At 42.9% G+C, this 26441-nt stretch carries 29 protein-coding genes and 3 pseudogenes; 4 read left to right on the forward strand and 28 right to left on the reverse strand.

The annotated features are described in order from the left end of the window. From H532_RS20630 to H532_RS0111080, 14 genes and pseudogenes are all read right to left on the reverse strand, one after another. Positions 1 to 199, reverse strand: a pseudogene (locus tag H532_RS20630) (IS110 family transposase); the annotation flags it as partial. Between the two features lie 383 nt (positions 200 to 582). Next, complete coding sequence (locus H532_RS0111010) at positions 583 to 1377, reverse strand: arsenite methyltransferase (RefSeq protein ID WP_027725524.1); 795 nt, start codon at positions 1375 to 1377, stop codon at positions 583 to 585. A gap of 13 nt (positions 1378 to 1390) precedes the next feature. Further along, a complete protein-coding gene (locus tag H532_RS0111015; RefSeq protein WP_027725525.1) occupies positions 1391 to 2257 on the reverse strand; it encodes a permease in 867 nt (288 codons plus the stop codon). A 75-nt stretch (positions 2258 to 2332) separates the two neighbouring features. After that, positions 2333 to 2779, reverse strand: a complete 447-nt coding sequence (locus tag H532_RS0111020) for a MarR family winged helix-turn-helix transcriptional regulator (protein WP_027725526.1) — start codon at positions 2777 to 2779, stop codon at positions 2333 to 2335. Positions 2780 to 2941: 162 nt separating this feature from the next. Next, a complete protein-coding gene (arsC, locus tag H532_RS0111025; protein WP_027725527.1) occupies positions 2942 to 3364 on the reverse strand; it encodes an arsenate reductase (thioredoxin) in 423 nt (140 codons plus the stop codon). Between the two features lie 29 nt (positions 3365 to 3393). After that, a pseudogene (locus H532_RS18620) lies at positions 3394 to 3957 on the reverse strand (arsenic resistance protein); the annotation flags it as partial. Between the two features lie 467 nt (positions 3958 to 4424). After that, complete coding sequence (locus H532_RS0111040) at positions 4425 to 4832, reverse strand: Fur family transcriptional regulator (protein ID WP_027725530.1); 408 nt, start codon at positions 4830 to 4832, stop codon at positions 4425 to 4427. Positions 4833 to 4844: 12 nt separating this feature from the next. Further along, entirely contained in the window at positions 4845 to 5675 is an 831-nt protein-coding gene (locus tag H532_RS0111045; RefSeq protein WP_162142930.1) for a metal ABC transporter permease, read from the reverse strand. Positions 5676 to 5693: 18 nt separating this feature from the next. Then, complete coding sequence (locus H532_RS18625) at positions 5694 to 6389, reverse strand: metal ABC transporter ATP-binding protein (protein WP_162142931.1); 696 nt, start codon at positions 6387 to 6389, stop codon at positions 5694 to 5696. Positions 6390 to 6823: 434 nt separating this feature from the next. Then, on the reverse strand, positions 6824 to 7894 hold the full coding sequence (locus H532_RS0111060) for a zinc-dependent alcohol dehydrogenase family protein (protein ID WP_245566456.1): 1071 nt from the start codon (positions 7892 to 7894) through the stop codon (positions 6824 to 6826). A 10-nt stretch (positions 7895 to 7904) separates the two neighbouring features. Further along, positions 7905 to 8306: a MaoC/PaaZ C-terminal domain-containing protein gene (locus tag H532_RS0111065; protein WP_027725533.1), complete on the reverse strand. Its 402-nt coding sequence runs from the start codon at positions 8304 to 8306 to the stop codon at positions 7905 to 7907. After that, entirely contained in the window at positions 8284 to 8751 is a 468-nt protein-coding gene (locus H532_RS0111070) for a MaoC family dehydratase N-terminal domain-containing protein (RefSeq protein WP_027725534.1), read from the reverse strand. Before H532_RS0111070 ends, H532_RS0111065 begins: the two co-directional genes overlap by 23 nt. A 22-nt stretch (positions 8752 to 8773) precedes the next feature. Next, positions 8774 to 9535 carry a beta-ketoacyl-ACP reductase gene (locus H532_RS0111075; protein ID WP_038112233.1) on the reverse strand — a complete coding sequence of 254 codons (762 nt, stop codon included), beginning with the start codon at positions 9533 to 9535 and terminating at the stop codon, positions 8774 to 8776. Between the two features lie 219 nt (positions 9536 to 9754). Next, positions 9755 to 9955 (reverse strand): cold-shock protein, encoded by a 201-nt coding sequence (locus H532_RS0111080; protein ID WP_027725536.1) that lies wholly within the window; start codon positions 9953 to 9955, stop codon positions 9755 to 9757. Between the two features lie 295 nt (positions 9956 to 10250). Between H532_RS0111080 and H532_RS0111085 the strand changes: the two genes are divergently transcribed. Beyond that, a complete protein-coding gene (locus tag H532_RS0111085) occupies positions 10251 to 10697 on the forward strand; it encodes a YndM family protein (protein WP_027725537.1) in 447 nt (148 codons plus the stop codon). 367 nt (positions 10698 to 11064) lie between these two features. After that, a complete protein-coding gene (locus H532_RS0111090; protein ID WP_027725538.1) occupies positions 11065 to 11268 on the forward strand; it encodes a hypothetical protein in 204 nt (67 codons plus the stop codon). On the opposite strand, the gene H532_RS0111095 is transcribed toward H532_RS0111090, so the two are convergent. From H532_RS0111095 to H532_RS0111125, 7 genes are all read right to left on the reverse strand, one after another. Then, the gene (locus tag H532_RS0111095; RefSeq protein WP_027725539.1) at positions 11265 to 11600 is read right to left on the reverse strand and encodes a CHY zinc finger protein; all 336 of its coding nucleotides are present in this window, start codon (positions 11598 to 11600) and stop codon (positions 11265 to 11267) included. The two genes, H532_RS0111090 and H532_RS0111095, sit on opposite strands and share 4 nt — an antisense overlap. 241 nt (positions 11601 to 11841) lie before the next feature. Further along, the gene (locus tag H532_RS0111100; protein WP_245566457.1) at positions 11842 to 12462 is read right to left on the reverse strand and encodes a DUF2642 domain-containing protein; all 621 of its coding nucleotides are present in this window, start codon (positions 12460 to 12462) and stop codon (positions 11842 to 11844) included. A gap of 61 nt (positions 12463 to 12523) precedes the next feature. Next, on the reverse strand, positions 12524 to 13867 hold the full coding sequence (locus H532_RS0111105; RefSeq protein ID WP_245566458.1) for an arsenic transporter: 1344 nt from the start codon (positions 13865 to 13867) through the stop codon (positions 12524 to 12526). Then, a complete protein-coding gene (locus H532_RS20375) occupies positions 13860 to 14021 on the reverse strand; it encodes a hypothetical protein (protein WP_155995038.1) in 162 nt (53 codons plus the stop codon). Before H532_RS20375 ends, H532_RS0111105 begins: the two co-directional genes overlap by 8 nt. A gap of 21 nt (positions 14022 to 14042) precedes the next feature. Continuing rightward, positions 14043 to 14741, reverse strand: a complete 699-nt coding sequence (locus tag H532_RS0111115) for a hypothetical protein (RefSeq protein ID WP_027725542.1) — start codon at positions 14739 to 14741, stop codon at positions 14043 to 14045. A gap of 66 nt (positions 14742 to 14807) precedes the next feature. Then, positions 14808 to 15350, reverse strand: a complete 543-nt coding sequence (locus tag H532_RS18630) for a hypothetical protein (protein WP_051263276.1) — start codon at positions 15348 to 15350, stop codon at positions 14808 to 14810. A gap of 250 nt (positions 15351 to 15600) precedes the next feature. Then, positions 15601 to 16320, reverse strand: coding sequence for a DsbA family oxidoreductase (locus tag H532_RS0111125; protein WP_027725543.1), 720 nt, complete (start codon positions 16318 to 16320; stop codon positions 15601 to 15603). 175 nt (positions 16321 to 16495) lie between these two features. On the opposite strand from H532_RS0111125, the gene H532_RS0111130 reads away from it, so the two are divergent. After that, positions 16496 to 16687 carry a hypothetical protein gene (locus H532_RS0111130; RefSeq protein ID WP_027725544.1) on the forward strand — a complete coding sequence of 64 codons (192 nt, stop codon included), beginning with the start codon at positions 16496 to 16498 and terminating at the stop codon, positions 16685 to 16687. Positions 16688 to 16917: 230 nt separating this feature from the next. Here the strand turns inward: H532_RS0111130 and H532_RS0111135 are convergent, their stop codons facing one another. Beyond that, positions 16918 to 18885: an acetate--CoA ligase gene (locus H532_RS0111135; protein ID WP_027725545.1), complete on the reverse strand. Its 1968-nt coding sequence runs from the start codon at positions 18883 to 18885 to the stop codon at positions 16918 to 16920. A gap of 408 nt (positions 18886 to 19293) precedes the next feature. On the opposite strand from H532_RS0111135, the gene msrA reads away from it, so the two are divergent. Then, entirely contained in the window at positions 19294 to 19824 is a 531-nt protein-coding gene (gene msrA, locus H532_RS0111140; RefSeq protein ID WP_027725546.1) for a peptide-methionine (S)-S-oxide reductase MsrA, read from the forward strand. A 131-nt stretch (positions 19825 to 19955) separates the two neighbouring features. Here the strand turns inward: msrA and H532_RS0111145 are convergent, their stop codons facing one another. From H532_RS0111145 to H532_RS20705, 6 genes and pseudogenes are all read right to left on the reverse strand, one after another. Further along, positions 19956 to 20855 (reverse strand): DUF1002 domain-containing protein, encoded by a 900-nt coding sequence (locus H532_RS0111145; RefSeq protein WP_027725547.1) that lies wholly within the window; start codon positions 20853 to 20855, stop codon positions 19956 to 19958. Positions 20856 to 21009: 154 nt separating this feature from the next. Then, positions 21010 to 21939 (reverse strand): S66 peptidase family protein, encoded by a 930-nt coding sequence (locus H532_RS0111150; protein ID WP_027725548.1) that lies wholly within the window; start codon positions 21937 to 21939, stop codon positions 21010 to 21012. Positions 21940 to 22056: 117 nt separating this feature from the next. Beyond that, positions 22057 to 22665, reverse strand: coding sequence for a 3'-5' exonuclease KapD (gene kapD / locus H532_RS0111155; RefSeq protein ID WP_051263277.1), 609 nt, complete (start codon positions 22663 to 22665; stop codon positions 22057 to 22059). Positions 22666 to 22773: 108 nt separating this feature from the next. Next, complete coding sequence (locus H532_RS0111160; protein ID WP_027725550.1) at positions 22774 to 23388, reverse strand: HAD family hydrolase; 615 nt, start codon at positions 23386 to 23388, stop codon at positions 22774 to 22776. A 62-nt stretch (positions 23389 to 23450) separates the two neighbouring features. Next, complete coding sequence (locus tag H532_RS0111165) at positions 23451 to 25637, reverse strand: anthranilate synthase component I (protein WP_038112236.1); 2187 nt, start codon at positions 25635 to 25637, stop codon at positions 23451 to 23453. A gap of 609 nt (positions 25638 to 26246) precedes the next feature. Further along, positions 26247 to 26441: pseudogene (locus tag H532_RS20705) on the reverse strand (ISLre2 family transposase); the annotation flags it as partial.

Genomic DNA, 26441 nt, shown 5'->3' on the forward strand with positions numbered 1-26441 from the left:
GACAACCCTTCAAATGGTTTATCCATTGTGTCAGGGTTTGAAAGCCTTTGAGATCGTTCGTAAACACTAAGCGATTAGCTAGGTCAATGCCTCTAAAATCTTGCGCACGAGCGACATGTTTGTGTTTAGCGATATCAACACCGACGATCAATGTGTTCTCTGTGATTTGAGAGATTTTGCGATTTTGGTTATAATTCATGTATGAGTCCTCCTTGGTTCCTAAATTAGAGGTCAACATCCGTTGACACTCCGTACTATACCAAGAGGGCTCTATTTTTGTACAACCCGAAAAACCGCTATTTTGCCTCATTTTTCTTCAATACAGGAATGCTCCTTAAATGATATAGAAAAAAATCTGATAACATCACCATCGTCATGGCAGAACCGACAAACGCAAAGACCATCTTCTTTCTAAAGAGATTGTGTAATCATGTTATCTCCGGTAAACTTGCACCTACTGAGCTGGTCATCAGGTGCCATTCCCTTTACAATCATCATCTGTGAGATCGGAATCATCGTGGGAAACGGCTTGCTTAACTTTTTTTCTTCCCCAACGAGCTCCGATCTGTTACACCCAATTTTTTAAGGTTTCATTGCTTTAATGATCGCAGAAACAATGTAATCAGCGATGTTCGCTCCAGGCACCCAATCTTTGATAAACTCCTTCGATTCATCTTTCGGTTCAATGGTGATCTGTGTGAATCCACTCTGCTGTAATATCGATTCCAGCTCTCTAATCGTTGCTGCTCCTGATACGCAGCTCGAATACAAGACATCCATATTGTTTTTGATTTCCGATGGAAGTTCTGCCGTCGCCACAACGTCGGAAATGACAAGGCGTCCTCCTGGTTTCAGCACACGATAGGCTTCCTTGAACACTTGGGGCTTATCTGGAGAAAGATTAATGACGCAATTGGAAATAATGACATCGACCGAACCATCTGCCACCGGTAAATATTCGATCTCTCCTAACCGAAATTCGGTATTGGTAAAGCCAACCTTGACAGCATTGTTGCGTGCTTTGCTAATCATTTCTGGCGTCATATCCACGCCAATGACGCGCCCTGCTTCTCCGACCTGACGAGCAGCCAAAAAGCAATCGAAACCGGCACCGCAACCAAGATCCAACACCACCTCTCCGGGTTTCAATTCCGCAATTGCTAGCGGGTTGCCGCAACCAAGTCCAAGATTAGCTCCTTCTGGCACGCCAGATAATTCCTCATCCGAGTATCCTAGTTTTGCCGATACCTCATTAGGTGTACCACAACATCCAGAAGAGGATGAACAGCAGCTGCCAGAATTCACTTCCTGAAGCGCAATTTGCTTATAGCGGTTGCGGACATTTTGCCGGATTTGATCGTTACTAACGTGATTCATAAGTTATCACTCCTTAAATGATATAGAATAAAAATCCTGATAACGTCGCCATCGTCATGACGGAACCTATAAACGCAAAGACCAGCTTCTTTCTAAAGATACTGTGTAATAATGTGATCTCCGGTAAGCTTGCCCCTGCAGAGCTAATCATCAGCGCCATGACAGGTTCCAATGCCATGCCTTTTGCAATCAACATTTGCGAAATGGGAATCATCGTGGAAAGACGGATATACAAAGGAATTCCGATGATTGCTGCAAGCGGAACAAGCCACCACTTATCACCTCCCATATAGGTTGAAATCCATTCTGTCGGTACAGCACCATGAATAATGGCTCCAATGCCTGCACCCAAAAGCAAATATGGATAAACTATTTTCATTAAATGAAAGGTCTCCTGTAAAGCTTCTTTCATGCTTCGTTTCTTTCCGATCTCTACTTCTCCTTTCACCATTACTTGCTTAACTTGATTTTCAAATCCGAGTTTTTCAAGCGTGAAACCAATCAGTATGGATAAAATGGTTGTGATAATGGTATATGAAATCGCCACTTTTACTCCGAGTGTCACAGCCATGAGGGTCAATATGGTTAGATCGAGCACAGGAGAAGCAAATAGAAAAATCATCACAATACCGAAACGGACTTTCTGATTTAAAAGCGATACGACAACCGGGATCGTAGAACAGGAGCAAAACGGTGTCACAAAGGCAAATGCGACGGCAATCAGTGCTCCGGATAATGGATGGCGCTTTGTTAACAAACTTTGCATTTTATCATAAGGAATATATCCTTCTAACAAGTGAATAACGAACGAAATACCAAAAAATAAAAGAGTTAATTCTAACGCAATAGAAAGAAAGTCTTGAAGAATCGCTATACTCATTTGTTATCTCTCCTCATTTTATTTGTAAAATGCAAGTATATGTTTAACGAATAGGCAAGCCTGGATACGCTTGCCTCAAAATAACGGTTTACAACAAACGCTCGATTTTGCCATGCATTCATTCAACAATTTAATCGAACGAATCACTGTTTCTTTCTCGAATTCCGTCATATGTGAAAATACCTCGTCTAAATATCGATTGATTTCTCGATCAAGGGTTGTTGCGATAAACTTCCCCTCGGTTGTTAACGATAACGTATATACCCTTCGATCTTCAGGGAGCGGCGTTTTCTTTACTAATCCATTTTTCACTAAATTTTGAATCTGTCTACTGAACGTTGTGATATCCATTCCCAATACTTCAGCCACTTCTTGCATGGAGGGATACTCTCTTTTGTCAATTTCATAAAGAATATGGCTTTGAACGAGAGAAATATCTACAGCATCAATCGAACAGCAATTTTTATTTAGCAATCCAAAACGACGCGTCATCACTTGAAATAACTCTCTAATGTTTTCCATTTTTTCACCTCTATAATTATTTATATCACATTATTTGCAATTTGCAACCTTTTTGTTTTAAAAAATAAAGGAAATTTTATCGACTTGTCTCGTCCTTGGTTTTGTATGAAGTATTTATAAATAAAATCAACCGAGAAGATTCTTCTCGGCTGTCATTCAGTCTTATTCGCCTGTTTCAGCAAATTCTTTGATGCGCGCGCCGACTTCATCGCGAACACGACGGAATACAGCTAATTTTTCCTCCTCCGTTCCTTTCGCCTTTGCCGGATCATCAAATCCCCAATGAGCACGTTTCACATTTGGTGGGGTTACTGGACAATGGTCCGCTGCATGACCACATAATGTTACTACCAAATCCGCTTTATTTAAAATTTCCGGATCAATGATATCCGATGTCTGGTTCGAAATATCAATTCCTACTTCTTTCATGACTTTTACTGCGTTTGGATTTAGTCCATGCGTTTCAATACCGGCACTGTACACTTCCCACTCGTCGCCAAGATATTTTTTTGCCCATCCTTCTGCCATTTGGCTGCGGCAAGAGTTACCTGTGCATAAGAAGTAAATGATCTTTTTGTTTTTCATGTTTCCTTCCACCTCTGTAGTTAGTATGATACTGATACCAACAAAAAGCGCGTCAACATTCCGCCAAGAAACGGAATTCCTAAGTAAATGAATACCGAATTAGCGACTTCCATCATTGTAATATTAACGACAGCACCTTCTAGTCCTAACCATTCTGGAATGATCGTCACAAACACATACGCATAAACAGAGTAAAATAGCATTTGGAATACAGAGTTAAACGCCACTAATCCAGCTGCGTACTCCCTGTCTCCTTTCGCTAAATCATTCCAGACTATCACCATCGCAATACAACGTGCCAGACCGATCATGATGAGTCCGACCATGTATTACGGTTTATCCGGTAAGAATATGATCGCCAACAAAAACATAAGAATCGGTCCAATAATCCAGTTTTGTACGAGCGATTACACTAATACTTTCACATTTTTAAAGACGCGCCCAATCTCCTCATAACGAACTTTTGCTAACGGAGGATACAACATTAAAATTAAGCCAATCGCAATTGGAATTGATGTGGTTCCTAACTGCAAACTGTTCATTCCGCCTACAAAGTCTGGAAAGACAAATACTAAGCCAATTCCTGCTGCCATAGCAAGGAAAATCCAAAGCGTGAGGTATCGATCCAAAAACGATAGACGTTTTTCCCCGTATTATTCATTTTTTCCCCCTAATAATTTAAATTAGTAGGTTAACAACCGCAACGGAGCGTAGGGTTGGTTTCCTCAATCTTACGAATATTCTCTGTTTGAATTGGAATATACTCTCCCCTGCCGCTAATTGTTTAACTTTGGCCAATGCAACACTTCAAAAACTAATATTTATATAAAAACAGAATACTAACTATACGAAACATCTGTTCATGTTGTCACGCCTTCATCGGCCAATCTTTATATTTCTGTTCGGCTTGTTCCATGAGCGATATTCATGGCATCTATTTATGCGAAAGTTGCTAAGGCGACCTTTGTTATCCTTATGCTAGTTTGAATGATTATACAGTCCTAACACTATAAAAAAAGAACCTTGATCTTTTTTCATCAAGGTCCTTTCTGCGATGTATTTAATGGCATGCCGAGCAATATCCATATATTTCGAACTTGTGGCCGGTGATCTTAAAATCATTGGATTTCTCCAATTGCTCTTCAAAGGGGCGAACATTGACGCTTTGGGTAATGCCGCAGCCGATGCAGATTAAATGCTGACAGCGATCGTCTTCGCATTTTACCTGATAGTGCTTTTCCCCATTAAACTCGGTTTCTTCCAGAATACCGACTTCGACGAACAATGAAAGGTTCCGATAGATGGTATCAAAGCTTAACCCTTCATAGCGGTCTTTCAACCGTGTCAATACATCACGTGCGGTTAAATACCCTTTATGGTTCATAAAAACCGTCAAGATGTCTTCCCTTTTATCCGTATGCTTATAACCCTTTGCCTTCAGCATTTGGAGTGCTTCTTTGACATCCATATCCTCACATCCCTATGCGTTCAAAGACTCCGCGTCCATCACCTTTCTGCGCTTCTTCAAGTCATCGATGAACGTCAAGACGAAATAGGTGATGCCGGCAATAAAAATAATTCCTGCCCCAGATGCGACTTGAAAGACATATGCAATAGCTATCCCTATTATAACAAAAATCAAGTTAAAAATGACTGAATAAATGACAACTTTTTTGAAATCCTTTGTTAATCGTTTGGCAATGGCAGCCGGTGCGGCGTACAGGCCAACGGTCAAAACAAGCCCAACCATCATTAAAATGACAATGGTTGTCAATCCAAGTAAAATATATAAAACGATCTCCAATGTTCTGACATGAATGCCTTGGACAGCGGCATATTCTTCATCAAACAAGTAGGCTTTCATCGTTTGATAGAACGCGATAAAGATAAAAATGACGGCCAAAGCTAAAATAAATGTCATCCATAGAACGGTCTTACTTACGGAGAAGATATCGCCAAAGAGATAATTATCGAAATCAACGTCTATATCGGATAACTGTGTCAAAAGCACGCCGAGCGCCATGCTGACCGACCAAAAAATGCCGATCATCACATCGCTTTTTTCACCGTGGCGTCGATTAAAATGGCCGATCCCTAATGATCCGGCTAGTGCAAAGACAATTGCCCCGATCAAAGGTGAAAAATGTGCATATATGCCTAAACCAATCCCTCCGTAGGAAACATGCGCGATGCCGCCGCTCATCATTACTAATCGTTTCTCAAGAATAATGACGCCGATAATTCCGCAAATAATGCTACCTAAAACCCCTCCAATTAAGGCATGAAGAAGGGCTGTGTGAGAAATTTCCAACATGTGTTCCCCCTATAACTATACAGTTGTCATGATCATATCAAAGGATTTCATTTCTGAGCCTTGATAGATCACTTTCTTGTTGATGTAGACAATTGATGATGCGTAATGAAGGAGATGCTCGTCATCATGGGATATCATTAAAATTGTGATTTTTTTATTAATCTCCTGCAGGAGTTCATAGATTTGTTTTCGCGAAGGTGGATCAAGGTTGGCCGTCGGTTCATCCAAAATCAAAAGCTTAGGATCCGTCACAAGGGCGCGAGCTAAAAGCACTTTCTGTTTTTGCCCTCCCGACAATTCCCCGATGGGTCGATCCGCCAACGCCTCAATCTTTAATTCCTTCAAAATGGCATTGACTTTTTCTTCATCCTCATTGGTAAATCGATGGAAAAAGCCTAAACTTGAAGGCAGGCGTCCCATTTTAACGACATCCTTCACGGTAATCGGAAATTGGCTATCAAAAGCGGATTGTTGGGGAACGTAACCAACGAACCCTTTCGCCTTATGGTAATCTTCCCCGAAAATCCGAATATTGCCTGCCGCAACAGGGACTAAGTTCAAGATTGCTTTAATAAGGGTGGATTTACCGCCGCCGTTCGGTCCGACGATAGCAACAAAATCGCCTTCCGCGACAGAAAAACTGACATTGTTTAGGGCGATGAGGTGATCGTACATCACCGTCAAGTGGTCCACTTCAAGCGCTGTTTTCATCTTTCTTCCCTCATTCATGGATTTTTTTTGTGAAATAGCGTAATATAATTTTATTGTTGTAAAAAAGATGGCTATTCGCCCAAAGAAATTCAAATAGGAATCATTCCGATTTAAATCCGAATTTCATTGTACATGAAAGTCGCCTATTTGTAAATAAGAATGATTCCGATTTAATGACAAAAAAGAAAACTTGGCTCTGCCAAGCCTGTTTAGGTGCAGGGCAGAGCCTTAGTTGCCCTTATGCTGGCATGGTTATAAAACCAATTCAAGCCTTATGGTGAAGGTATTGCTTTTGTTTCCTATATGCTTTCTGAAAAAATTTATACATTTTAACCCGTATAAAGAAAACCCTCCGAAGAAATATTCTTTCGGAGGGTTTTCTGATCATTAAGCTTTACCGCCATTTGCCTTTCTTTTACAGCCATTTAATTCCCCTAATCCCATTGATCAATGACCGTGACACCGACGCCGGAATAATGGTCCATTTCTTGAAGGGCCCTTCCGACGTCCCGTAAGGCAATGGTGCGCGTGACCAAATCGCCGGGATTGATTTTACCGAAACGAACCATTTGCAAAAGATCCGGATATCGCCATGCCGGCATGCCAAACGTTCCTTTCATTTCGATTTCCTTTTGGACAATGGCATCAATCGGTACAGGAATTTGCCCTTGGTCGTCCCTTGTCGTCAAACCGATTTGTAAATGCCGACCGCGTTTCCGCAAACTTTTGATTGCCGACTGGCAAGTGCTTCGGATGCCCAGAGCATCCACCGAGACGTGTGAGCCCCCACCCGTCAAACTTCTAATCACCCGGTGTGCTGGATGTTCCGATGCATTGATGGTATGTACGGCACCGAGTTTTTTGGCAAGAGCTAGCTTATCTTCGGAGATGTCGACGGCAATAGGCTGCGCTCCTAATGCCCGTGCCACCTGAATAACGGCTAAACCGACGCCTCCACAACCGTGAACAGCGATCCATTCTCCCGGTTTAAGCTGAATTTGGTCAACTAATCCATGAAATGCCGTCATATAGCGGCAACCGAGTGCAGCCGCATGGATAAATGGGATATCATCTGGTAGTGGCATTAAATTCAAATCGGCTCTTGGTATATGAACAAGTTCACTAAACCCGCCCCAATAGGAAAACCCTGGCATCGCTAAATGGTCACAGACATTTTCATGGCCGCTTTGACATTCGGGGCATATTCCACACCCTTGCGTAAACGGGACAATCACACGATCTCCTGGTTTAAAACGCCTCACCTCTTCCCCAACGGCTTCGACAACGCCACAAAATTCATGGCCTAGAATATGGGGAAGTTTCACCTTAAAGTGGTTCCATTCCCAATCTCCCGTCCATACATGCCAATCACTTCGGCAAATCCCAGCCGCTTTAACCCGCAGTATCACGCCATCTTTCTTTAACTCAGGATCGGGCATCTCGCGAATTGTGAGCGGTTTCCGAAAAGCTTCTAAAACAGCCGCTTTAATGGTCTTTCCCTCCATTCGGGCAAATTTAAATAACTTTAAAGATCAACGTACCCTTGACAGCCACTTCCCCGGTTTGCTTTACAGCTTCAACGTTAAACAAATATTCATCGTTTTGAATCTCTTGTAACTGTGCTTTTAGACTGAGTTGATCACCGAGAAAAACCATCGCATGAAAGCGGACAGAGTAGGATTTGACAAACCCTTCATGAAGATATGGTGAAACGATCCGCGAAAGTTGCCCCATCGACCACATGCCATGCGCAATGATTCCCGGCAAACCCGCTTTCCGGGCTTCATCGTCAATCGTATGGATCGGATTATAATCCCCTGATGCACCGGCATATTTGATTAAATCCAATCGGGTGACCGGCGGGCATTCTATGGTCGGCAATTGGTCGCCGGGTTTAAGCGTTTGAATGGTTGCCATGCTTCATCAGCTCCCGAACGGTTTCTGTTAAAATGATCACAATGCGCGATTTAAACAGAACTTCTCCGCTTTCCGTTTCACCGATATTTAAAAGCGTAAGGAAACCAAGGTTGCCGGTTTTTGTTGTTTTTTCAACATAACTTTCCACCAAGCTCGAGCAATAAAAGGTATCGCCGATGACGAGCGGGCGAGCATATTCAAAGCTTTGTTCACCATGTATAAGTCCTGCTTTCGGTAAATCAAGCCCTTCAATGGATCCGTAGTCAAAGGTGCGAGGAAATGTCGGAGGGGCAATATTATCACCATATTTGCTTTTCAGTCCGTATTCACGGTCTGTATAGATGGGATGGGTTTCACCGATCGCTTCGGCAAATTTCTTGACCGCACCACGTTCCACGGTCGTTAATACTTTATTGGATTTTTTCCCGACCAAATGTTCTAGCATTAGTCAAGCACCTCCCGGCCATTTAGTCTTTCGGGCCGCCGGCAACATACAACACTTGACCGTTGACATATGATGATTCTTCCATCGCAAAGAATAAGACCGCATTGGCGATGTCTTCTGGTTGGCCGACGCGTCCGACTGGGGTTTGACTTGCGCCATATTGTAAAAACTGTTCAAAAGGAATACCCATGCGTTCGGCAGTTGCCTTTGTCATGTCGGTTTCAATAAAACCCGGGGCAACGGCATTAACAGTAACGCCAAATTTTCCTAATTCAATGGCAAGTGTTTTCGTGAATCCCTGAAGACCTGCTTTGGCCGTGGAATAGTTTGCTTGACCGCGATTCCCTAATGCTGACGTGGACGATAAATTGATGATTCGCCCGTAACGGTTTTCCACCATAATTTTTTGGATCTCGGCGGAACAATTGAACGACCCTTTTAGATGAACGTTCATGACCGTATCCCAATCATCTTCTGTCATTTTGAAGAGAAGATTATCGCGGATGACACCGGCGTTATTGACCAGAATGTCGATGTTTCCAAATGCCTCCAGTGCTTGTTGAACGGCGGCGTTCACTTGTTTCCGGTCACTCACGTCTGCTAAAGCCCCTTCCGCCTTCAACCCTTGTTCGCGAAATTCGTTTAAGGTCGCAGTTAAAGCAGATTCATTGATATCAATGAGAAAAACATTGGCTCCTTCTGTCGCGAAAGCTTTGGCAATCGCTTTTCCGATGCCACGGCTTGCCCCTGTAATAAAGGCGGTGCGATCGCGAAATCGTTCCATGCTCATTTTCACTCCTTACTGATCGGTTTCGTTCCAAAAAGAATGAACATTCATTCACTAAATGGGGTGGTAACGCTTTCAAAAAGGACGGCTTTCTCCTTTAAGCATCACCGTTTATATTTTATTTTACCACAACATTCTGAAAGAACAATTTTTTAACGCGTAAATGCTTTTTCATCATAAAAAAAAGACCCTGATTTAGGGTCTTGCGCGGAAAAATTATAATTTGACAACGTTTGCGGCTTGTGGACCTCTTGCCCCTTCTTCGATATCGAAGGTGACTTCTTGCCCTTCCTCCAATGTTTTAAAACCTTCTCCCTGAATGGCGGAGTAATGGACAAACACATCGCTTCCGCCGTCCACTTCAATAAATCCAAACCCTTTTTCCGCATTAAACCATTTGACTTTACCGTGAGCCATCTTTTTTCCTCCTGATGTCGTTCAACAAAGACTGACCATAAGTGTAAAAGAGTGCGGGATCATTTGCTTTTTACACCATTCGAATAAAGTCAATCCGAAAAGTTGTTTAAGTTCAAAAGAGCCGCGCCTCTTTTCGCCTTTAGGGTAACCAATTCAGGAAAATATATACCTCATTGGGCAATTTAATAGCCTTTTTGATGCTTGTTTCTTGGTAAAGGAAAAGAATGAATGGATGAATGAGGTATAGAAATTTAAAAAGCCGTCAATATTGGCATCTAGAACGGAGGGAAAAACCATGCGTGTAGGACTCGTATTTTTAACAAAATGGGTCACAGCTGTCATTGCTTTCACCATCGGTTTGGATGTATTTTTTAACGCGACCGTGATCGATATTCTTTCTTTCAGTGTCACAGTGACCATACTTTCTTATATTATAGGCGATAGAATTATTTACCCCGCTTATGGAAATACCCTAGCTCTTTGGATGGATTTTATTATTTCCTATACGAGCGTGTGGGTGTTCGGTAATGTTTATTTAAATAGTGCCATGCAAATCGCTTGGGGCAGTGTGATTTCGGCTGTGATTATCACACTCGGTGAATGGTTTGTGCACCGATACATATTGTCCGATCAAGTGATACCACACGAACGCGGTAAAAAACTTGGCCATTTAGCCTTTGGAACGGAATTTGCGGAGGAAAATGATATTCATAAGATGAAATTGAACAAAAAAGAGGATTAAAGAAATGGTTGACTCTTGGGAGCAGTCCATGCCCTTTTGAGTCAACCTTTTTATTAAGAAACCTAGCGTTGATCGAAAAAACTTGGCGCTATTAAACCTTTTTAGGTACGTGGAGATCTACAGTTTGACATTACTGAGCCGAAAAAGGATCCATTTCTTAAATCGGTGCAAACTTTTTAAACAATGGCAAAGCCTTAGTGGCTCCAATAACAGCTTGACTATCTTACCAGTGTAAAATTTGCACATTTAATTTATAATTGAAATAAAATAGATAATAATCAGTCTTTTATTTTAACCAAAGCTTCCCTTGAATAAAATGGGATGAAGTCATTTACCCTACTAAAAAATGGGTATTGGAGGGAGTTTTATGGGACTTTTTCAAGCCATATCCAATTGGCAGACTGAACGTTATCAACGGCATGTCTCAAGAATGCAAGCTTTGGATAAATGCCCGGATTGCCGTGGCAGGGGCTTCATTAACGTCCTCAGTTTCGACTATGCCATGCCCTATGAATGTCCCGGTTGCAATGGCAGCGGTTCCTACAGCGATTGGGAAAATTCAAGAGACTAATCCTCCATTTCAAAATAGATGGCATAATGGCTTTGACACCCTGGATTAAAAGGGGCACGGCATCGGGGGCACTGAGAATTGGCATTGATATATTCAGCGATGGTTAACTCGCTCCCACACTGACCACATAAAATCGCCCGGCACGCGAATTCATCCTTTTTCCAACGCACGCGTTCATGACCCGCTAAAGCGTCATGACATTCAAAACAAGGGTAATATGTATCACAACATTTGAATTTAATCGCAATAATGTCCTTTTCCGAGTGATAATGCGCGCAGCGCGTGTAAGCATCCACCAGCATGCCCTCAACCTGAAACCCTTTGATATTCATTAGTAACTCCTTCCCCTCTAAGACATGATGTTGAGCAACGCGGAACGGCTGTCACACACATCCTATATCTCAATCATAACATAGGTCTGTAGGTTAAAGAACACTAGCGTTCGGAGAGCCCTGGTTCCCCTTTCACTATCCTGAAACTTTATCAAATTAAAAAATAAATGTAAACGAGATTTCGAAGCATGATAAAACCATTCCACCAAAACAAGTGGAATGGTTTTACTTATGCCGTCCATCAAGAGGGATAATGAACCGTCTTGATGTGTTCCAAATGGGAAAAAACAATATCTCCTTTCGCCGTGACGAGTTCGACAAAACTGCCATGAATACCCTTCAATTGCCCGATGCGATCGGGATCGGTTCCTAAATCAAACACGACGATTTTACCGATCAATTTTTCAAGTTGCAATTCAAACGTTCTGGCTAAGGTTAATGGTGTGGGGTTAACGGGGAAAATGTCATTTTCTAAGTTATAGGGCGTTTGTGAGCTTGTATATGGAATGAGCCATTTCAAATGGTTGATCGGGATATACATCGTTTTATAAACCGGTGAATAAAACACAAAATAATCATTTAGAATCGTCGTCACATAGCCATGCACGGATTGATGTTTGGTCACCTGTATTTCCGAAAACATCCCTTTAGCATTATTCAATATGGAACGGAGCGACAAAGTGTGCAGATGATCCATAGGATATTCATTCGATGGAACCGCGATGGGTGGATCCTCAACGTTCTCAAGCATTCGTTGGACATGGATCAAGGGAATGTAGATATAATCTTCACCGTTATAGATGACCAGCACATCGCTTCCGATGTCCAATAAGATGCCGTGGTGCATGATATTTCCAGACAACTCAATTTTGACATGCTTATTTATTAAGTTTCCAAAAAGTTCAATCGTTTTTCACTCCCTCCTAGGAAAATAACCAAACGGTCCATATATAAAAACTCATTAGAGTCACCACCGTCGTGATCGGAATCACCATAAAAGTTATTTTAAAATATTGCCCCCATGTAAACGGAATTTGATTTTTTTTCAGAATAAACATCCATAACAGTGTCGCTAGCGTTCCAATTGGAGTCAACAATGAGCCGATATCGCTGCCGATGATGCTTGCAAGATACGATATTTTTAATGTATCAAGACTTAAATTCATATTTATCAGCGCCATGGTTCCGATCATCACAGATGGTAGATTATTAACGAGATTGGATAAGACGGAAAGCAACGTGCCGACGAAAAAAATCGCATTAAATATGCTGTCACTGATGATGGGTTTCGTATATTGCACAATGAAAGAGGTTAGTCCAATTTTATTTAAGGAAAAGACGATCACGTACATGCTGAAGGCAAACAACAAGATGTGCCATGGCGTCCGTTTAATCACATCCAAAAACCCATGTTGTGTCCTTACCCATCTTAACAAAAGTAGTATGACGGCACCGCTGATTCCGATGAACTCCGGAGGAATCCCATAGGGTGATAATAGAAAGTAAGAGCAACGCGTTAAAATAACGACAGCAATGGCGCTATTAAAGAGTTTCCAATCAATTGTTGGCTTTTCTATTGATTCCAGCGGATGTCTTTTCCCACCAATCAAAAAGTTCCTTTGCGTGGGTTTAATAATGCTTACCGGCAACTCGTGCCGAAAGTAAAAATACAGAAAGCCAACCATTACGGTGATTCCGAACATGGAAGGGATGAACAATAATTGGACATAGGTGTTTAGATTCAGGCCGACCATGTTTAAGGCAATTAAATTGGCGATATTGCTTACGGCAATCGGAGCGCTCGATGCGGTCGCAACCAATGCGCCGGATAACAGGTATGGTATTTTTTGATGGGGCTTCAATTTAAGCTGGTTGACAATATTGATAATAATGGGAGTGGTAATGAGCACACTGCCGTCATTGTTAAAAAATAGCGTTGTGAAATAGCAGAGTAAGATGACATACAGAAAAAGTTTCTTTCCTGAACCGCTTGCGTAAAAAATGATGTTGGCAGCAACCCACCGGAAGAAACCGACGCTTTCCAAAACGATCGTCATAACAATGGTTGATAATATCGTAAAGGAAGGTCCACTGACAATCGACAGAATATCAGATAGATCTCTAATGGAAACAGCGCCGAAAGTGATGAGGAGGAAGGCACCGATTGTAGTGGGAATGGTCTCGTTAAGGCCGAATGGTTTCCATATGATCAGGATAACGGTCAAGATGAAAATCATGATTGTCAGAGGGACTATCGTATCAAACACTTGAATTGGCCCCTTGCGTCGATGGGGAATCCTTATTCACAAATGCTTTCGAAACATCCGCACGGATCGTTTGCTTTTCGGTTTCTGTTGGCTGTGGTTTAAGCATGAAGTAGAAAAGGATTCCACAAAGAATGACATAGATTCCCATAAACATAGGTACCCCCCCTTCCTTAACTTACTTCCGGCCATATATGAGGGATGTTCGCAAGACTTTGCGCGGTTTTGTATCGTCAAATAAAGAACTGTCTCGTCTTGTACCTGTGCCTTCGCGACCACCCCATAATAAGGATTCGGACACCCGACGACTGACCTTCGAAGAATTTTTGTTGTTCCTTTTGTCATTCGCTTGATTGTCATTTTTCTTCACTTTACCACTTGACTTTTTCTGTGAAACCGCTACTTTGTTTTGCTCGGTGGAGCGGTCATCATTAGTGCCGTCAACCGAATCGGACTGGGTGTCTGGGACATAAAAACTAATGATTTGATTGACGGGAACAAATTTTATATTTTCCTTTGTGATAAACACCGCATAGTCCTCATTGACCAAGCTTAGAAAACCTTGAAATTCTTCCAATCCCGAGCGAGTCACTGCGATCCACTGTTGTTCGAAATTTTTCAAATGGGCAGAAAAACGTTGTTGATCAATCAACAGCGGCTCGCTACCGTCAAGGTTTAAACGCAATTGGTATTTGACGCTTTTGGTAATTTCTTTAATGTTTTTCACCTGAATAAAATAGGTTAGACTATTCTTCTTAACGGCGACATAATCTTCGAACACACCCGTGATCATCCCTTTGATGCTTAAGCCGCCATCCACGAGAACATTAACAGGTAAACCTGTTAACTGATTTAATTGATCATGAAGTGTTTGCATTCCTTGTCCTCCTTACCATCAGCCGTTCAACGTTACGGAACGACTAATGGATCATATAAATTTTATTTAATTTTGCTCTTTTTCTACTTTCTTGTTGGCATCTTTCTTATTTTTTGCGAGTTCCTGATCGTCTTTTTTCTCATCATTGTCATCTGTCTCAGCGTTTTCTTCATTTTTCTCTTTCCAAATCGAAACGGTTTTAATGTGGAATAAGGCGAGATGAATCAACTCATCTTTCGCTACCAAGCTGATGGCATCATCATCAATGCCGTTTAATATCCCCTCTACTTTATCCGGGCCATTGTTAATTTTTATCCGCGAATATTGGAGCTGACGAAGAATATCAACAAAATTTTCTGCAGTAAAATACGCTTCAGCCTGATCGCTTGTATTTTCTGTTTGAGATGATGTGGCAGCTCTTGCCATGATGGGGGTCGATACGGACTTGATATGTTGCGTATTGTAATAAACAACACCGTCTTTATCGGACCTTACGGCTAAAAAGTCCGTCCCCAGATGCAGCAATTCACCTGTCACGGAATCAGGTCCGTGGTGTTGAACCTTTACTGTTGTGCCGATCATTCCTTTTATCCGATCATTCATTTTCATCGGGTTTATGGCAACTCCTTCTTATTTGAGTTAAATTCACTGCATGTATATGTGTCGCGCCATGATATTGTTTTAGTTTAACAGCCTGTTTTCTACTAAAAATAGGTTATTGTTTATGGTTTTAAGGCATAAAAAATAAAAAACGCCCGGAACCGAGCGTTTTCTCCAAGTGGTCTTGCTTTCTACTAGTCAATGATTCGCTAACGATGGCTCTGCCAGTGTCTAAAGGCTTTGACAGACCCAAGCTTTTTTATTGATCGGTACGGCAAACGCCGTCGTGACAGCTGTTCGCCTCATGACTCTGGACATCGTCCGAGTTCAATAAGGTTAGCGCTTGTTCATCCTTCCAAGCACGATTCAAGGCTTGGAGGAACAGTTCTTGCGATTGTGCGCCGGACACTGCATATTTCCGATTAATGACATAAAACGGAACGCCCTGAATGCCAAAGCGATTGGCTTCCGCTTCATCAGCACGGACGTCCTGGACATATTGATCAGAGTGCAAAGCGCGTAAAGCTTCTTCCCGATTTAATCCGGCTTCTTCAGCCAGTCTGGCTAAAACCTCACGATCCCCAATATGCTTCCCATCAGTGAAATAGGAACGGAAGAGAATTTCGACCATTTCTTTCATTCTTCCATGTGCTTTGGCAAAATGCATTAACCGATGGGCATCAAAGGTATTGGTGGGAATCATCTTTTCAAAGCGATACGTCAAACCGACGTCTCGGGCAAGACGGCCGACATTCTCATTCATCGATTTGGCTTGTTCGTAACTAATGTTAAATTTTTGGGAAAGAGCGCCGTGGATATCCGTATGCTGATCTTTTTCAGCATGCGGGTCAAGTTCAAAACTCCGGTAGATGACTTCCATCTGTTCTTGATAAGGAAATTCGGAAAGCGCGCTTTCAAATCGGCGTTTGCCGATATAGCAATACGGGCAGATAAAATCGGACCAAATTTCGACCTTCATTTATTAAAGACCTCCTCGGTTTGCATAGTTTTATCTTAAAGCCAAGATTCCATAAAAGACAATTTAATTGCCTGTTATGTCGCCTATTTTCGGACAAGAAATGCCATTTTCATGATGATCGGCATACGATGCTCATGAGGAAGTCTAAAGAGTCCTTGCCAAAGGGGGGAGATTTGTGGATCGTTCCATTCTTCTCTATTTTGTCTGCCTTCTCGCTGGTTTTGCCTTAACAACTGTTGAACTCGCGGGCACATTTTTAGCACCTTTAAGTACTTTCTTTAATATTATTGGCGTACTCGCGATCATCGTCTTTGCCCTTGTCCTACTCTATATGGGTGTCCGTTCATTATTAAATAAAAATTTATAGCATAAAGACCGAAGAAGCTGATGACCGGCTAGCCGGATCAGCTTCTTTTTTGATGCGGGCCAAAAAATAGGTTTTTTCATTCTAGTATAAGAACAAGGAAGATGCTCTACCTTTACCAAAAAGCATGAGAGCAAAGTTTTGATTTTAGTTATCCATTTTGACCTACTAAAATGCCGGTAAAAACCTCTGACCCAATGTCGATGATGTCTTGGACGGTTAATGATAATCATTTATTTCAATGAGGCGTTTTGTTCCACAACGTGTTTGATAACTTCAACGGTCTCTGGATCTTCTAGTCCTGTGACGTCACCGGCAACTTCCCCTTTTAGCACGACTTCTTTAAGCAATCGGCGCATGATTTTTCCGCTGACCGTTTTCGGCAACGCTTCCGTGATGACAACCGCTTTGGGACGGGCAATTTGCCCGATTTGCTGTACAATATTATCGCTGACTTGTTGTTTTATGGCATCATGGTCGACATCCGAACGATTTAAGCGGACAAACACAAGCGGAACTTCCCCTTTAATCGCATCGGGCACCCCAATCACGGCAGCTTCGGCCACACCTTGACACTCGAGGGCGGCGCTTTCCATCTCCATTGTACTTAAGCGATGGCCAGCGACATTAAACGCATCATCCGAGCGGCCAACAACCCAGAAATAGCCATCATCATCTTTTAACGCGATATCGCTCGCAAAATAACATCCCTCGACTTGGCTGAAATACGCTTGGTAATATCGGTCATTTTCTTTCCAAAGCGTCCGGCAAAGCATCGGGAAAGGTTTGCGAATGACGAGATTTCCTAGCGTATTGGGAGGAACGGGCCGACCTTCATCATCGACCACATCGACATCAGCGCCGAGGAACTGAATACCAGCAGAGCCTGGTTTCATCGGCGTAAGCCAAGCGGCACCGGCAAGCGGACAGCCCGCTGTTTCCGTTTGTCCCCAAGTGTTGTTCACACAAACACGACCTTTGCCAAGGACATCATGCGTCCACTGCCACGTTTCTGGATCAAAAGGTTCACCAACGAGGGAGATAACATCTAAGCTGCTCAAATCATATGGGGCCATGGCGTTTTCACCCAAGCTTTTCAACATCCGCAAGGCCGTCGGTGCCGTAAAAAGTTTATTGACGCGATATTTATTTATGATTTGATAGAAGCGGTCCTTTTCCGGATAGTCCGGTGCGCCTTCATAAATGACGGTCGTTACACCATTAGCCAAGGCTCCTGCAATGCCCCAAATATGCATCGTTAGCCAGCCAATGTCTGCCGTACACCAAAAAATATCGTCTGGTTTGTGGTCCATATGGTATTTGGCGTAGACATAATTTTGGATGACAAAGGCCATGCCGGAATGAACGACACCTTTAGGTTTACCCGTTGTGCCGCTTGTATAAAAGACGATGCCGGGGTCATTTGCTTCCACACGCTCCGGTTCACAATGAATGCTAGCATTCCGTGTAACTTCATCCCAAAAGACATCGCGACCAGCCTTCATATTAGGAGACGTGTTCAGACGGTTGACCACAATCACCTTTTCAACAGACGGAATGTCATCCACCACATGATCCACTTTTTCCTTCAAGGGAATCACTTTACCCCGTCTGAGGCTGGCATCAGCTGTGATGATCACTTTTGGTTCGAAATTAACAAGCCGGTCTTTCAACGACTTTTCCGAAAAACCCGAGAATATGGCATTATATACGGCACCGATGCGAAAACTGGCGAGAACCGCAATAAACGCTTCCGCCAAATTGGGCAGAAAAATGGCAATCGGATCGCCTTTCTTGACACCAAAGGCGCGCAACACATTGCTGAATCGATTGACCTCAGCCTGCAACATGCGATACGTAAAGAATTTCGTATCACCGTTTTCACCTTCCCAAATGATGGCGGCTTTGTTTCCAAGACCAGCCGTAAGGTGGCGGTCAATGAGATTCACACAAGGATTGCTAATCCCGCCTTTAAAGAAAGAAAAATTCGGTAACTCCCCGCTCATCGTTTCCTGCCAGGGCTCGTACCAAAATAATTCGCGGGCGACATCTTCCCAAAACTTTTCGGGATCTTCCTGTGATTTTTTTAACAAAGCCATAAACGCTTCCTTAGACCCCAAGGCCGTCGCTTTTTCCTTCTCAGAAAGCGGTTCGACCAAACGGCTGTTTTTAACGACTTGCTGAATGCCTAATACATCCATCTAGAACGCCTCCTTTTTAGCATCATAAACGACTGTAAGCGCATACAAAAGTTGTCAAATTATTTATTTGGTTTATTAAAAATTGATAGACTATTATAATATATTCCGCAATGGCTTTTGAAAATCCTCTTTTTTGTCATGGTGAGATAGCTTTCGGGCAATCAGAAGAGCAGCATACGCTCGGCCTACGCCTAACAAACTTTTACTGGCAAGTCGTGAAATCATTTTTTTACCAGTATAGAGACAACGAAGGCTTAGCCTTCGCCTAAAAAGGATGGACAGAACCGCATTTTCTTTAGCAAAGCCAAATTTCTTTCGGGACGTTTTTTCCTTGCCAATTTGCCTTCTTCTTTGGTATGTTTATAAAAAATAAAAAGACTGAAGACAGCCTTAAAGGGGAAAAACACAGTGGAAGAAACGCGTTATGAAACGGCGATGTTTGCCGGTGGATGTTTCTGGTGCATGGTGAAACCATTTGATGAATGGCCGGGCATCATAAAAGTGATATCCGGATACTCTGGCGGCCACGTCAAGAACCCTACCTATGCGGAAGTCAAAACTGGGACGACAGGGCATTACGAAGTCGTACACATCACGTACGATCCCAAACTCGTTTCCTATCAACAATTATTAGATCTTTATTGGCCGCAAATCGACCCAACCGATGACGGTGGACAATTTTTTGATCGCGGTCCGCAATACCGCACCGCCATTTTTTATTACAACGAGGAACAAAAAGCGTTAGCCGAGCAATCGAAAAAAGAGATTGAAAAAAGTGGCCGTTTTCAAAAACCGATCATCACGGCCATCCTTCCAGCTGGCCCATTTTATGAAGCCGAGGAAGAACACCAATACTTTTATAAGAAAAACCCAGAAAAATATAAGCAAGAACGGATTGAATCCGGCCGTGAAAAATTTATTCAGGAAAATTGGAAATAACAAAACCGGAAAACCGACCGATCGCGGGTTGGCTATCCGGTTTTTCTGTACTGATAGAAGTCGATCATTTTCGCCTAAATAGGCTTGGCGAAGCTAAGTTTTTTTAGCAGAGCCAATTTTCGTTTATTTGATTAATGGAAAAGTGAGGAAATGAAATCACTGATTGCCTGAAAGAGGGATCGTAAAAATTCGCCGAGTTTCGCAAAAAAACCTTTCGCTTCATCGGAATTCAAAAATTGCTTTAGCGAGTCCTTGGCTTTTTGCAATTGATCCCCGACTTGATTCCAGTTAATATTCAAATCTTTCATTTTGTTAAATAGATCGACAAGTTTTTGGATGTCTTGGTCATTTAGTTGGACACCGGTTTGTTTGGCAGCGTCTTGAATGATGTTTTTCATATCTTCATCCGTTTTCGGATGGGCTTCGGCGATTTTATCTTTGATCGCTGTCATGAGGGCTGCGGCCTTATCTTTTCCAATGCCTTTTTCATCGGCGAGTTTGGCTGTTGTGACCATCTCTTCGTTAGCGACTTGTTTTTGTTCTTCAGGGATGACGTCTCCGGTTTTGATTTCATATGCTTTAATCAATCCAGTCAAAGCCGCCGTACCTGAGACATCAAACGGTGCGGTGACATAAATTTGTGCATCTTTCACGCCCGCCGTTGCTAAAGCATTCATATACATTTCGTTTGAAACATAGGTGATATGATTCGTGCTGACCGATAAGCCCGACCCTTTTTCGCCGATCGTGATTTTGGAAGAACTGATCGCGCGCGTGCCGATCTGGGCTTTGGGTAAATAGTTATCTAAATATTTATGTTCCTCCGCATTGGTCACTTCGATGACCTGAACTTGATTTGGGTCAACTTGCATCTCTTTTAATATCGCATCTTTTTGTTGCTGCGTAAGATCCGCTCCTAGGGTTACAATCACATCTCCGGCAGATGTATCAGCGCGGGCCACGTTGATGTTTTGAAAACCGATGGCCATGACGAACGCTGCTAACATCGCAAACAAAATCTTTTTCTTCATTGTGATCCTTCCAATCAACTTTTTGTAGAATCGACTATATTATAACGTATGTGGACGACCTATTAAAACATTCCGATGTTATGAAATCTCGGAGCAAGAAAAAATGCCCTTAAAATGTAAGGACATCATCACTTGATCAGCCTATTGATTCGGCTTAAGGTCCAGCCGTGACGGTCGGTTCTTCAATGGTGAGAATATTCGCTTCCGTGTTTAAGGTCACAACCGCACCGATTGGAATGGCAACTTTATAATAACTATGTGATCCGGCTAGATTAGTTAGCAAAGGTTTTCCGAGCGGGACAAAAAAATGGTTAATCAGATCATCATAGGTCGTATTATAAATGACAGTGCACTCCGTACATTGTCCCATGACAAACCCGAGACTATCATCCAATTTCCCGGCAAGTTTAAGATGGTTTAAATAGCGATAGACCTTATTGGTCGGTTCGTGGGTTTCTTCTAGATATAAAATTTTATTCCTAGTATCGATTTCATAAGGTGTCCCTAAGCTGTCGACTAGAGAGGCAAGGTTGCCACCGACAATTGGGCCTGTCACATTGCCTTTTATCCGGCTGACAAAAGGTATGCCCGGCGGATTTTCAATGGGCCTCGGTGCTGTAGTCGTCGATGTGACCGCAAAAAATTGATTGAAGTTGAAACTTGGTGTCCCGCTTGTGAAGTCCAACAGCAGTAAACTATTAAACGTTACCAAATTTGAAAGGGCATATAATGTGTTTAAAAGAATCGTGACATCACTATAACCGCTGACAATTTTCGGATGTTGCCGGATAAAATTATAATCCAAGAATGGGAGAATACCCGCCACACCCGTACCTCCCCGGGTGGACAGAATCAGTTTAACATCATCATTTCGGAACATGTCCATTAAATCAGCGGCTCTCTGTTCATCCGTCGCTGCCGTAATGCCGCTTTGTCCGTAGGCATAGCGGCCGATGAGGACGCGAAATCCCATCGATCGCAATGTTTGAACCCCTTCATTGATGACATTAGGGTCCAGCGGGCTTCCTAATGCCACAACCCCGATCGTGTCTCCCGGTTGAAGCATCGGTGGTTTTATGGCCATGGGTGATCCCCCTTTGCAATCCCTTTCAGTTCATTCTATGCTGGACATCACTCGACATTCCCAAAGCTCCTCTAAGCCAATAAAAAAGAGCGTTAGTCGAATCGATTAACGCCCGCCTCATTGGAATAACGCAAGGAGCTTGGACATGTCCAAACGGTCTCCGATCGTCGTTTTCGTTTCTGTGTTAATAAATCGCCGGTCTTTTTGATAATGTTTAAACACCTCGTAGGTTTTCAGCGCATCATCCAACGCGCGATGCCTTTGATCAAAATCAGCCCCGACGTATTCCAATACCGCCTTTTTTAAACTCGTTAAATTTTCCCCACCAAAAAAACGCTTATATTCCTCAGCCAAATCCAATGCATTAAAAGATCCAAGCGTCAACTGTTTACGCTCACAGCCAGCTTTTAAAATATGAAGGTCGCTGTTTCCCCACGTTACAATGGTTGTTTGGGCTTGAGAAATGATGTCCTTTATTTTTTTCACTAAATCAGAAAAAGCCATCCCTTGGTCGACTTGTGATTGCGAAATATGGAGAAATTCGCAACACCGCGCCGTCAAAAGCGGGTGGACTTCCGGTTTAACAAAAGTTGAGAAGGTTTCCGTAATCGTGTCATCAGACACTGTCACAATGCCGGCTTCGATGATTTCTGGTGTAAAAGTGCCTCTTTTCGCATGTTCCTCAGGCATGGAGAATTCAAAATCCAAAAACAGATATTGTTCCAATTTTTTCACCTCCTCAAGCACCGTCATCTGTAAACTAGCACCATTATATCGTAAAAGGGGTTGATGATTAAAGAAAAAATGCCAGCCCTATTTATGGGGCGGCATGCATCAAAAGAGATCTAAAAGCTCTTGTGGTCGGTTAAACACATAATCGGCATTGGGGATCGTTGTTTTCGCACCCCATAATGCCAACCCAAACGGAATCCCGGCAGATTTGGCACTTAACTGATCATACGGTGTATCGCCGATATAGATGGTATCTTTGGCGGAGAGATTCGCCTTCTTTAAAAATGCGAATAGCGGATCGGGATCTGGTTTATGTTTTTCCGTATCGTCAAAGGTAATGACATGATCAAAATATGGTTGGATGTGAAAGTGATCCAACAAAATGCCCAGTTCCCGTTTGGCTTGGGAGGTGACAATACCAGCCATCCGCCCTTTTTCTTTAAGTGTTGATAGGGTTTCCTCTATGCCATCAAAAAGTTGGACATCGCTCGCATAGTCATAGGACCGCTCAACCCAACGGGACATCGCTTGATCCACATCGGGCACTTCCAGCGCTGCCAATGCCTTTTTTCCTGGTATGCCAAAAGCAAAAGTCAAATCTCCGAGGGGATGTTCTTTACCGGTCATTTCTTTAACGGTCTGTTGCAGTGACAAAAGGATGGCTCGTTCCGTATTGATCAAGGTCCCATCCACATCGAAAATCACGCATTTTACCATGATCATTCCTCCGCGATCCGTGATCTGACTAATATGGACATGTTACCACAAACCGGGTGGTCTCACAATGATGTCCTCTTGATGGTACGGATTGTCTTTAATAAGTTGGCAATAAGGCGATGCCCTTTGTCATCATCCATGCTTAAAATGGATTCCGGATGAAATTGAACACCGTAGATCGGTAGCTGATGATGTTTCAATGCCATTTTGACGCCCTCCTCACTTTCTGCCATAAGCACTAAATCGCTTGGGAGTGTTTTGACATAAAGCGAATGATAGAGTCCTGCCGTCATTGTCTTTGTAGAAAAGCCTTCGAATAACGGCTTTTCGCAATAAATATAAATCTCTTTTTTCACTCCGTGAACCGGCTTCGGCAATACGTCCAGTTCCCCCCCGAAATACTCGGCAATCCCCTGGAATCCAAGGCACACCCCGAAGATCGGGATATGATGCCGTATACAAAGCTCAATGGTTTCCTTCATCTGAAAATGCTCAGGCGTCGACGGACCCGGTGACAACACCACTAGATCGTAAGTTTCTTGCTGCAGGCGTCTCCTCGCTTGTTCGACACGGAGGATCGTCACATCGGGTGTGAATTGTTTAAAATAATTCCCTAATGTATGGACAAAAGAATCTTCATGGTCCACAATCAACACGCGTAAGCCTCTGTGGTATAAAAGGACGCTATCGTTTTTCGGCTCTTCATTCCCCGCCTTCGGATCCATTGCCATGGATAGAGCCTTCACTTTTAACAGCGTTTCCCTTTCCTCTGCTTCTGGATCGGAAGCATGTAATATTGTCGCCCCAACTCTTATTTCTGCCAAACAGCCGCGCAATCTTGCGGTTCTTAATGTTAAACCCGTATTAATATTCCCGTTAAAGGCAATCCAGCCGATCGCCCCGCCATACCATCCTCTAGGTGTTGGTTCATGCGTTTCAAGCCATTTGACGGCAGCCGGTTTTGGAGCCCCCGTGACCGTGACGGCCCACATATGGGTAATGAAAGCATCGATCCCGTCAAACTCCGGCCGCAGTTCACCAATAATATGATCAACCGTATGAAAGAGTTTGGAATACATTTCGATTTGCCTGCGCCCGATGACTTTTACCGAGCCTGGGACACAAATTCTCGATTTATCATTACGATCAACATCGGTGCACATCGTCAATTCCGCTTCATCTTTTTCAGAATTAAGCAAGCGACGAATATTTTCGGCATCCTCCAAAGGATTTCGGCCGCGGGTAATGGTTCCCGAAATCGGGCAAGTTTCAACCGTCCGCCCTTCCACACGGACATACATTTCCGGGGAAGCGCCGATCAGGTGTTCCTCACCAAGATGAATCATAAACCCATAAGGACTTGGATTTTGTGCCTTTAACCGATGAAAGATTTGTGAAGGTTTCAACGGTGTTTTATTATAAATCACTTGGGAAGGGACGACTTCAAATAATTCCCCATGCTGAAATTCAGGCAAAGCTTTTTTGACGAGTTCCGCATACTGTCCTTTCGAATATCCTTCATGAAACGCTGTCTCTAATCTGGGCATGGTGACTTTTTGAATTTCCCTTTCAAGCCCTTCGGTTGAACATCCATTAATGGAAAAATCATAGCGAATGCAATAGGATTGGGTCTGTTTTCGATCCATGACATAAATTTCATCAGGCAGATAAAGGATCATATCTTTTTGGTCAACCGGCCGTTCCTTAACCATCGGTATGTCCTCAAACTGAAAGATCAGATCAAACCCGAACGCTCCGTATAAGCCAAGAAAGTCATCTTCATCGGATGAAAAATGCGATTGGATGAGGCGAATAACATCAAAAACGGACCAACGTTTAGTCCGTTCGGTTTCATCCGTTAATTCTGCATCGGACTGTCTGACTTCACCAGCCAATAATGCATCCTCTATATGAATGAGGTGAATCCGGTCATGTTGCAAAAATGGTGGAAGAAGGGATTTTAAAAGACATCGTCCCCGTTCATTTAATGCCCTGATGGAAAATCTACGCTCGCGGGTTGTAATTTCGATGGGAGGATTGATAAAACCGACGTCCCAACGCGTGTAACGTCCGGTATATTCAAAACTACTGGAAAATAAGGCGCCTTTTTCCTCGTTAAGCCTTTCGGACAATTCCTCGGTGATAAATTGTGGGTCCGTCGGAATCAAACGGCGGTGTACCGTAAGCCCTCCGGAAGTTCGGTAAGATTTACATAATGATTGGTCGTTGAATGGGGGCACTTCAAACATATGGTTTCCTCCTTGTATACTTTGTCGGTATACAGAGAGGAGCATATTGCGCCTATAACTAATGAGGGTTGATGATGATTGATCACACGCTCATCTCAAGCTCTCTCTGCTCCACTCTGCTCATAAAACTCTCACTCAGCTCAACTTAAAGTTCATTATAAGCATTTCCCTGTTGATCTTCAAGAAGTAAAAGTAAAGTTACGGCACAATATTGATGACACAAAAAAACGATGGCATCAATGAAACATGCGTTTTTTATGGACAAAAAGGACCACCTTTACAAATAAAGAAAGCTTGATATTTCTGCTCCTTTTTGGGTAATGGCAGAGCTGAACTAAAAATGATATCCTTACTTCATTTTACAAAAAGGAGAGCCTTAGTTTTTACCGGAAATAGACTAAAAATGATAAATATTTTACCACTAAAAAAGGAGGGGCTCACCCTCCTTTCCGTTCTTGTATGTGTCAAGATTTTCTCGACAACCTTTATAGATCAATATCTCCGGCACCCTAATTTTGTACGCCTACCCTACCGCGCTATCGCTTGGTATCCTGTGTGATTTCGTTCATTCAAAGAATGAATCAAAATCACACAGGTTGATATTTTGGGTTAATACTTGAACCCTTTGATAAGCTGTCCCAAAGCGGATGAACTTGGGCCGTTCAACGGGATACGCCCATGCTTCACACCAATGGAAGGGCGCGTCTTTTGATGGAGAATTTCAGCCTTTTTGACGACCCTCTTCACTTCACGGTGTTTCCTTGCGCTTCTCCTCTGATGTTTGAGATAAACACTTCGCAGTGT

Origin of the sequence: Tuberibacillus calidus DSM 17572 (assembly GCF_000430685.1) — a bacterium.
Classification (GTDB): Bacteria; Bacillota; Bacilli; order Bacillales; family Sporolactobacillaceae; genus Tuberibacillus; species Tuberibacillus calidus.

What these genes read in the sequence shown, in the direction of transcription:
- H532_RS0111010 (WP_027725524.1), bottom strand. Translation starts at nt 1,377, where the DNA reads ATGAATCACGTTAGTAACGATCAAATCCGGCAAAATGTCCGCAACCGC.
- H532_RS0111015 (WP_027725525.1), bottom strand. Translation starts at nt 2,257, where the DNA reads ATGAGTATAGCGATTCTTCAAGACTTTCTTTCTATTGCGTTAGAATTA.
- H532_RS0111020 (WP_027725526.1), bottom strand. Translation starts at nt 2,779, where the DNA reads ATGGAAAACATTAGAGAGTTATTTCAAGTGATGACGCGTCGTTTTGGA.
- arsC (WP_027725527.1), bottom strand. Translation starts at nt 3,364, where the DNA reads ATGAAAAACAAAAAGATCATTTACTTCTTATGCACAGGTAACTCTTGC.
- H532_RS0111040 (WP_027725530.1), bottom strand. Translation starts at nt 4,832, where the DNA reads ATGGATGTCAAAGAAGCACTCCAAATGCTGAAGGCAAAGGGTTATAAG.
- H532_RS18625 (WP_162142931.1), bottom strand. Translation starts at nt 6,389, where the DNA reads ATGAAAACAGCGCTTGAAGTGGACCACTTGACGGTGATGTACGATCAC.
- H532_RS0111060 (WP_245566456.1), bottom strand. Translation starts at nt 7,894, where the DNA reads ATGGAGGGAAAGACCATTAAAGCGGCTGTTTTAGAAGCTTTTCGGAAA.
- H532_RS0111065 (WP_027725533.1), bottom strand. Translation starts at nt 8,306, where the DNA reads ATGGCAACCATTCAAACGCTTAAACCCGGCGACCAATTGCCGACCATA.
- H532_RS0111070 (WP_027725534.1), bottom strand. Translation starts at nt 8,751, where the DNA reads ATGCTAGAACATTTGGTCGGGAAAAAATCCAATAAAGTATTAACGACC.
- H532_RS0111075 (WP_038112233.1), bottom strand. Translation starts at nt 9,535, where the DNA reads ATGGAACGATTTCGCGATCGCACCGCCTTTATTACAGGGGCAAGCCGT.
- H532_RS0111080 (WP_027725536.1), bottom strand. Translation starts at nt 9,955, where the DNA reads ATGGCTCACGGTAAAGTCAAATGGTTTAATGCGGAAAAAGGGTTTGGA.
- H532_RS0111085 (WP_027725537.1), top strand. Translation starts at nt 10,251, where the DNA reads ATGCGTGTAGGACTCGTATTTTTAACAAAATGGGTCACAGCTGTCATT.
- H532_RS0111090 (WP_027725538.1), top strand. Translation starts at nt 11,065, where the DNA reads ATGGGACTTTTTCAAGCCATATCCAATTGGCAGACTGAACGTTATCAA.
- H532_RS0111095 (WP_027725539.1), bottom strand. Translation starts at nt 11,600, where the DNA reads ATGAATATCAAAGGGTTTCAGGTTGAGGGCATGCTGGTGGATGCTTAC.
- H532_RS20375 (WP_155995038.1), bottom strand. Translation starts at nt 14,021, where the DNA reads ATGTTTATGGGAATCTATGTCATTCTTTGTGGAATCCTTTTCTACTTC.
- H532_RS0111115 (WP_027725542.1), bottom strand. Translation starts at nt 14,741, where the DNA reads ATGCAAACACTTCATGATCAATTAAATCAGTTAACAGGTTTACCTGTT.
- H532_RS18630 (WP_051263276.1), bottom strand. Translation starts at nt 15,350, where the DNA reads ATGAAAATGAATGATCGGATAAAAGGAATGATCGGCACAACAGTAAAG.
- H532_RS0111125 (WP_027725543.1), bottom strand. Translation starts at nt 16,320, where the DNA reads ATGAAGGTCGAAATTTGGTCCGATTTTATCTGCCCGTATTGCTATATC.
- H532_RS0111135 (WP_027725545.1), bottom strand. Translation starts at nt 18,885, where the DNA reads ATGGATGTATTAGGCATTCAGCAAGTCGTTAAAAACAGCCGTTTGGTC.
- H532_RS0111145 (WP_027725547.1), bottom strand. Translation starts at nt 20,855, where the DNA reads ATGAAGAAAAAGATTTTGTTTGCGATGTTAGCAGCGTTCGTCATGGCC.
- H532_RS0111150 (WP_027725548.1), bottom strand. Translation starts at nt 21,939, where the DNA reads ATGGCCATAAAACCACCGATGCTTCAACCGGGAGACACGATCGGGGTT.
- H532_RS0111160 (WP_027725550.1), bottom strand. Translation starts at nt 23,388, where the DNA reads ATGGTAAAATGCGTGATTTTCGATGTGGATGGGACCTTGATCAATACG.
- H532_RS0111165 (WP_038112236.1), bottom strand. Translation starts at nt 25,637, where the DNA reads ATGTTTGAAGTGCCCCCATTCAACGACCAATCATTATGTAAATCTTAC.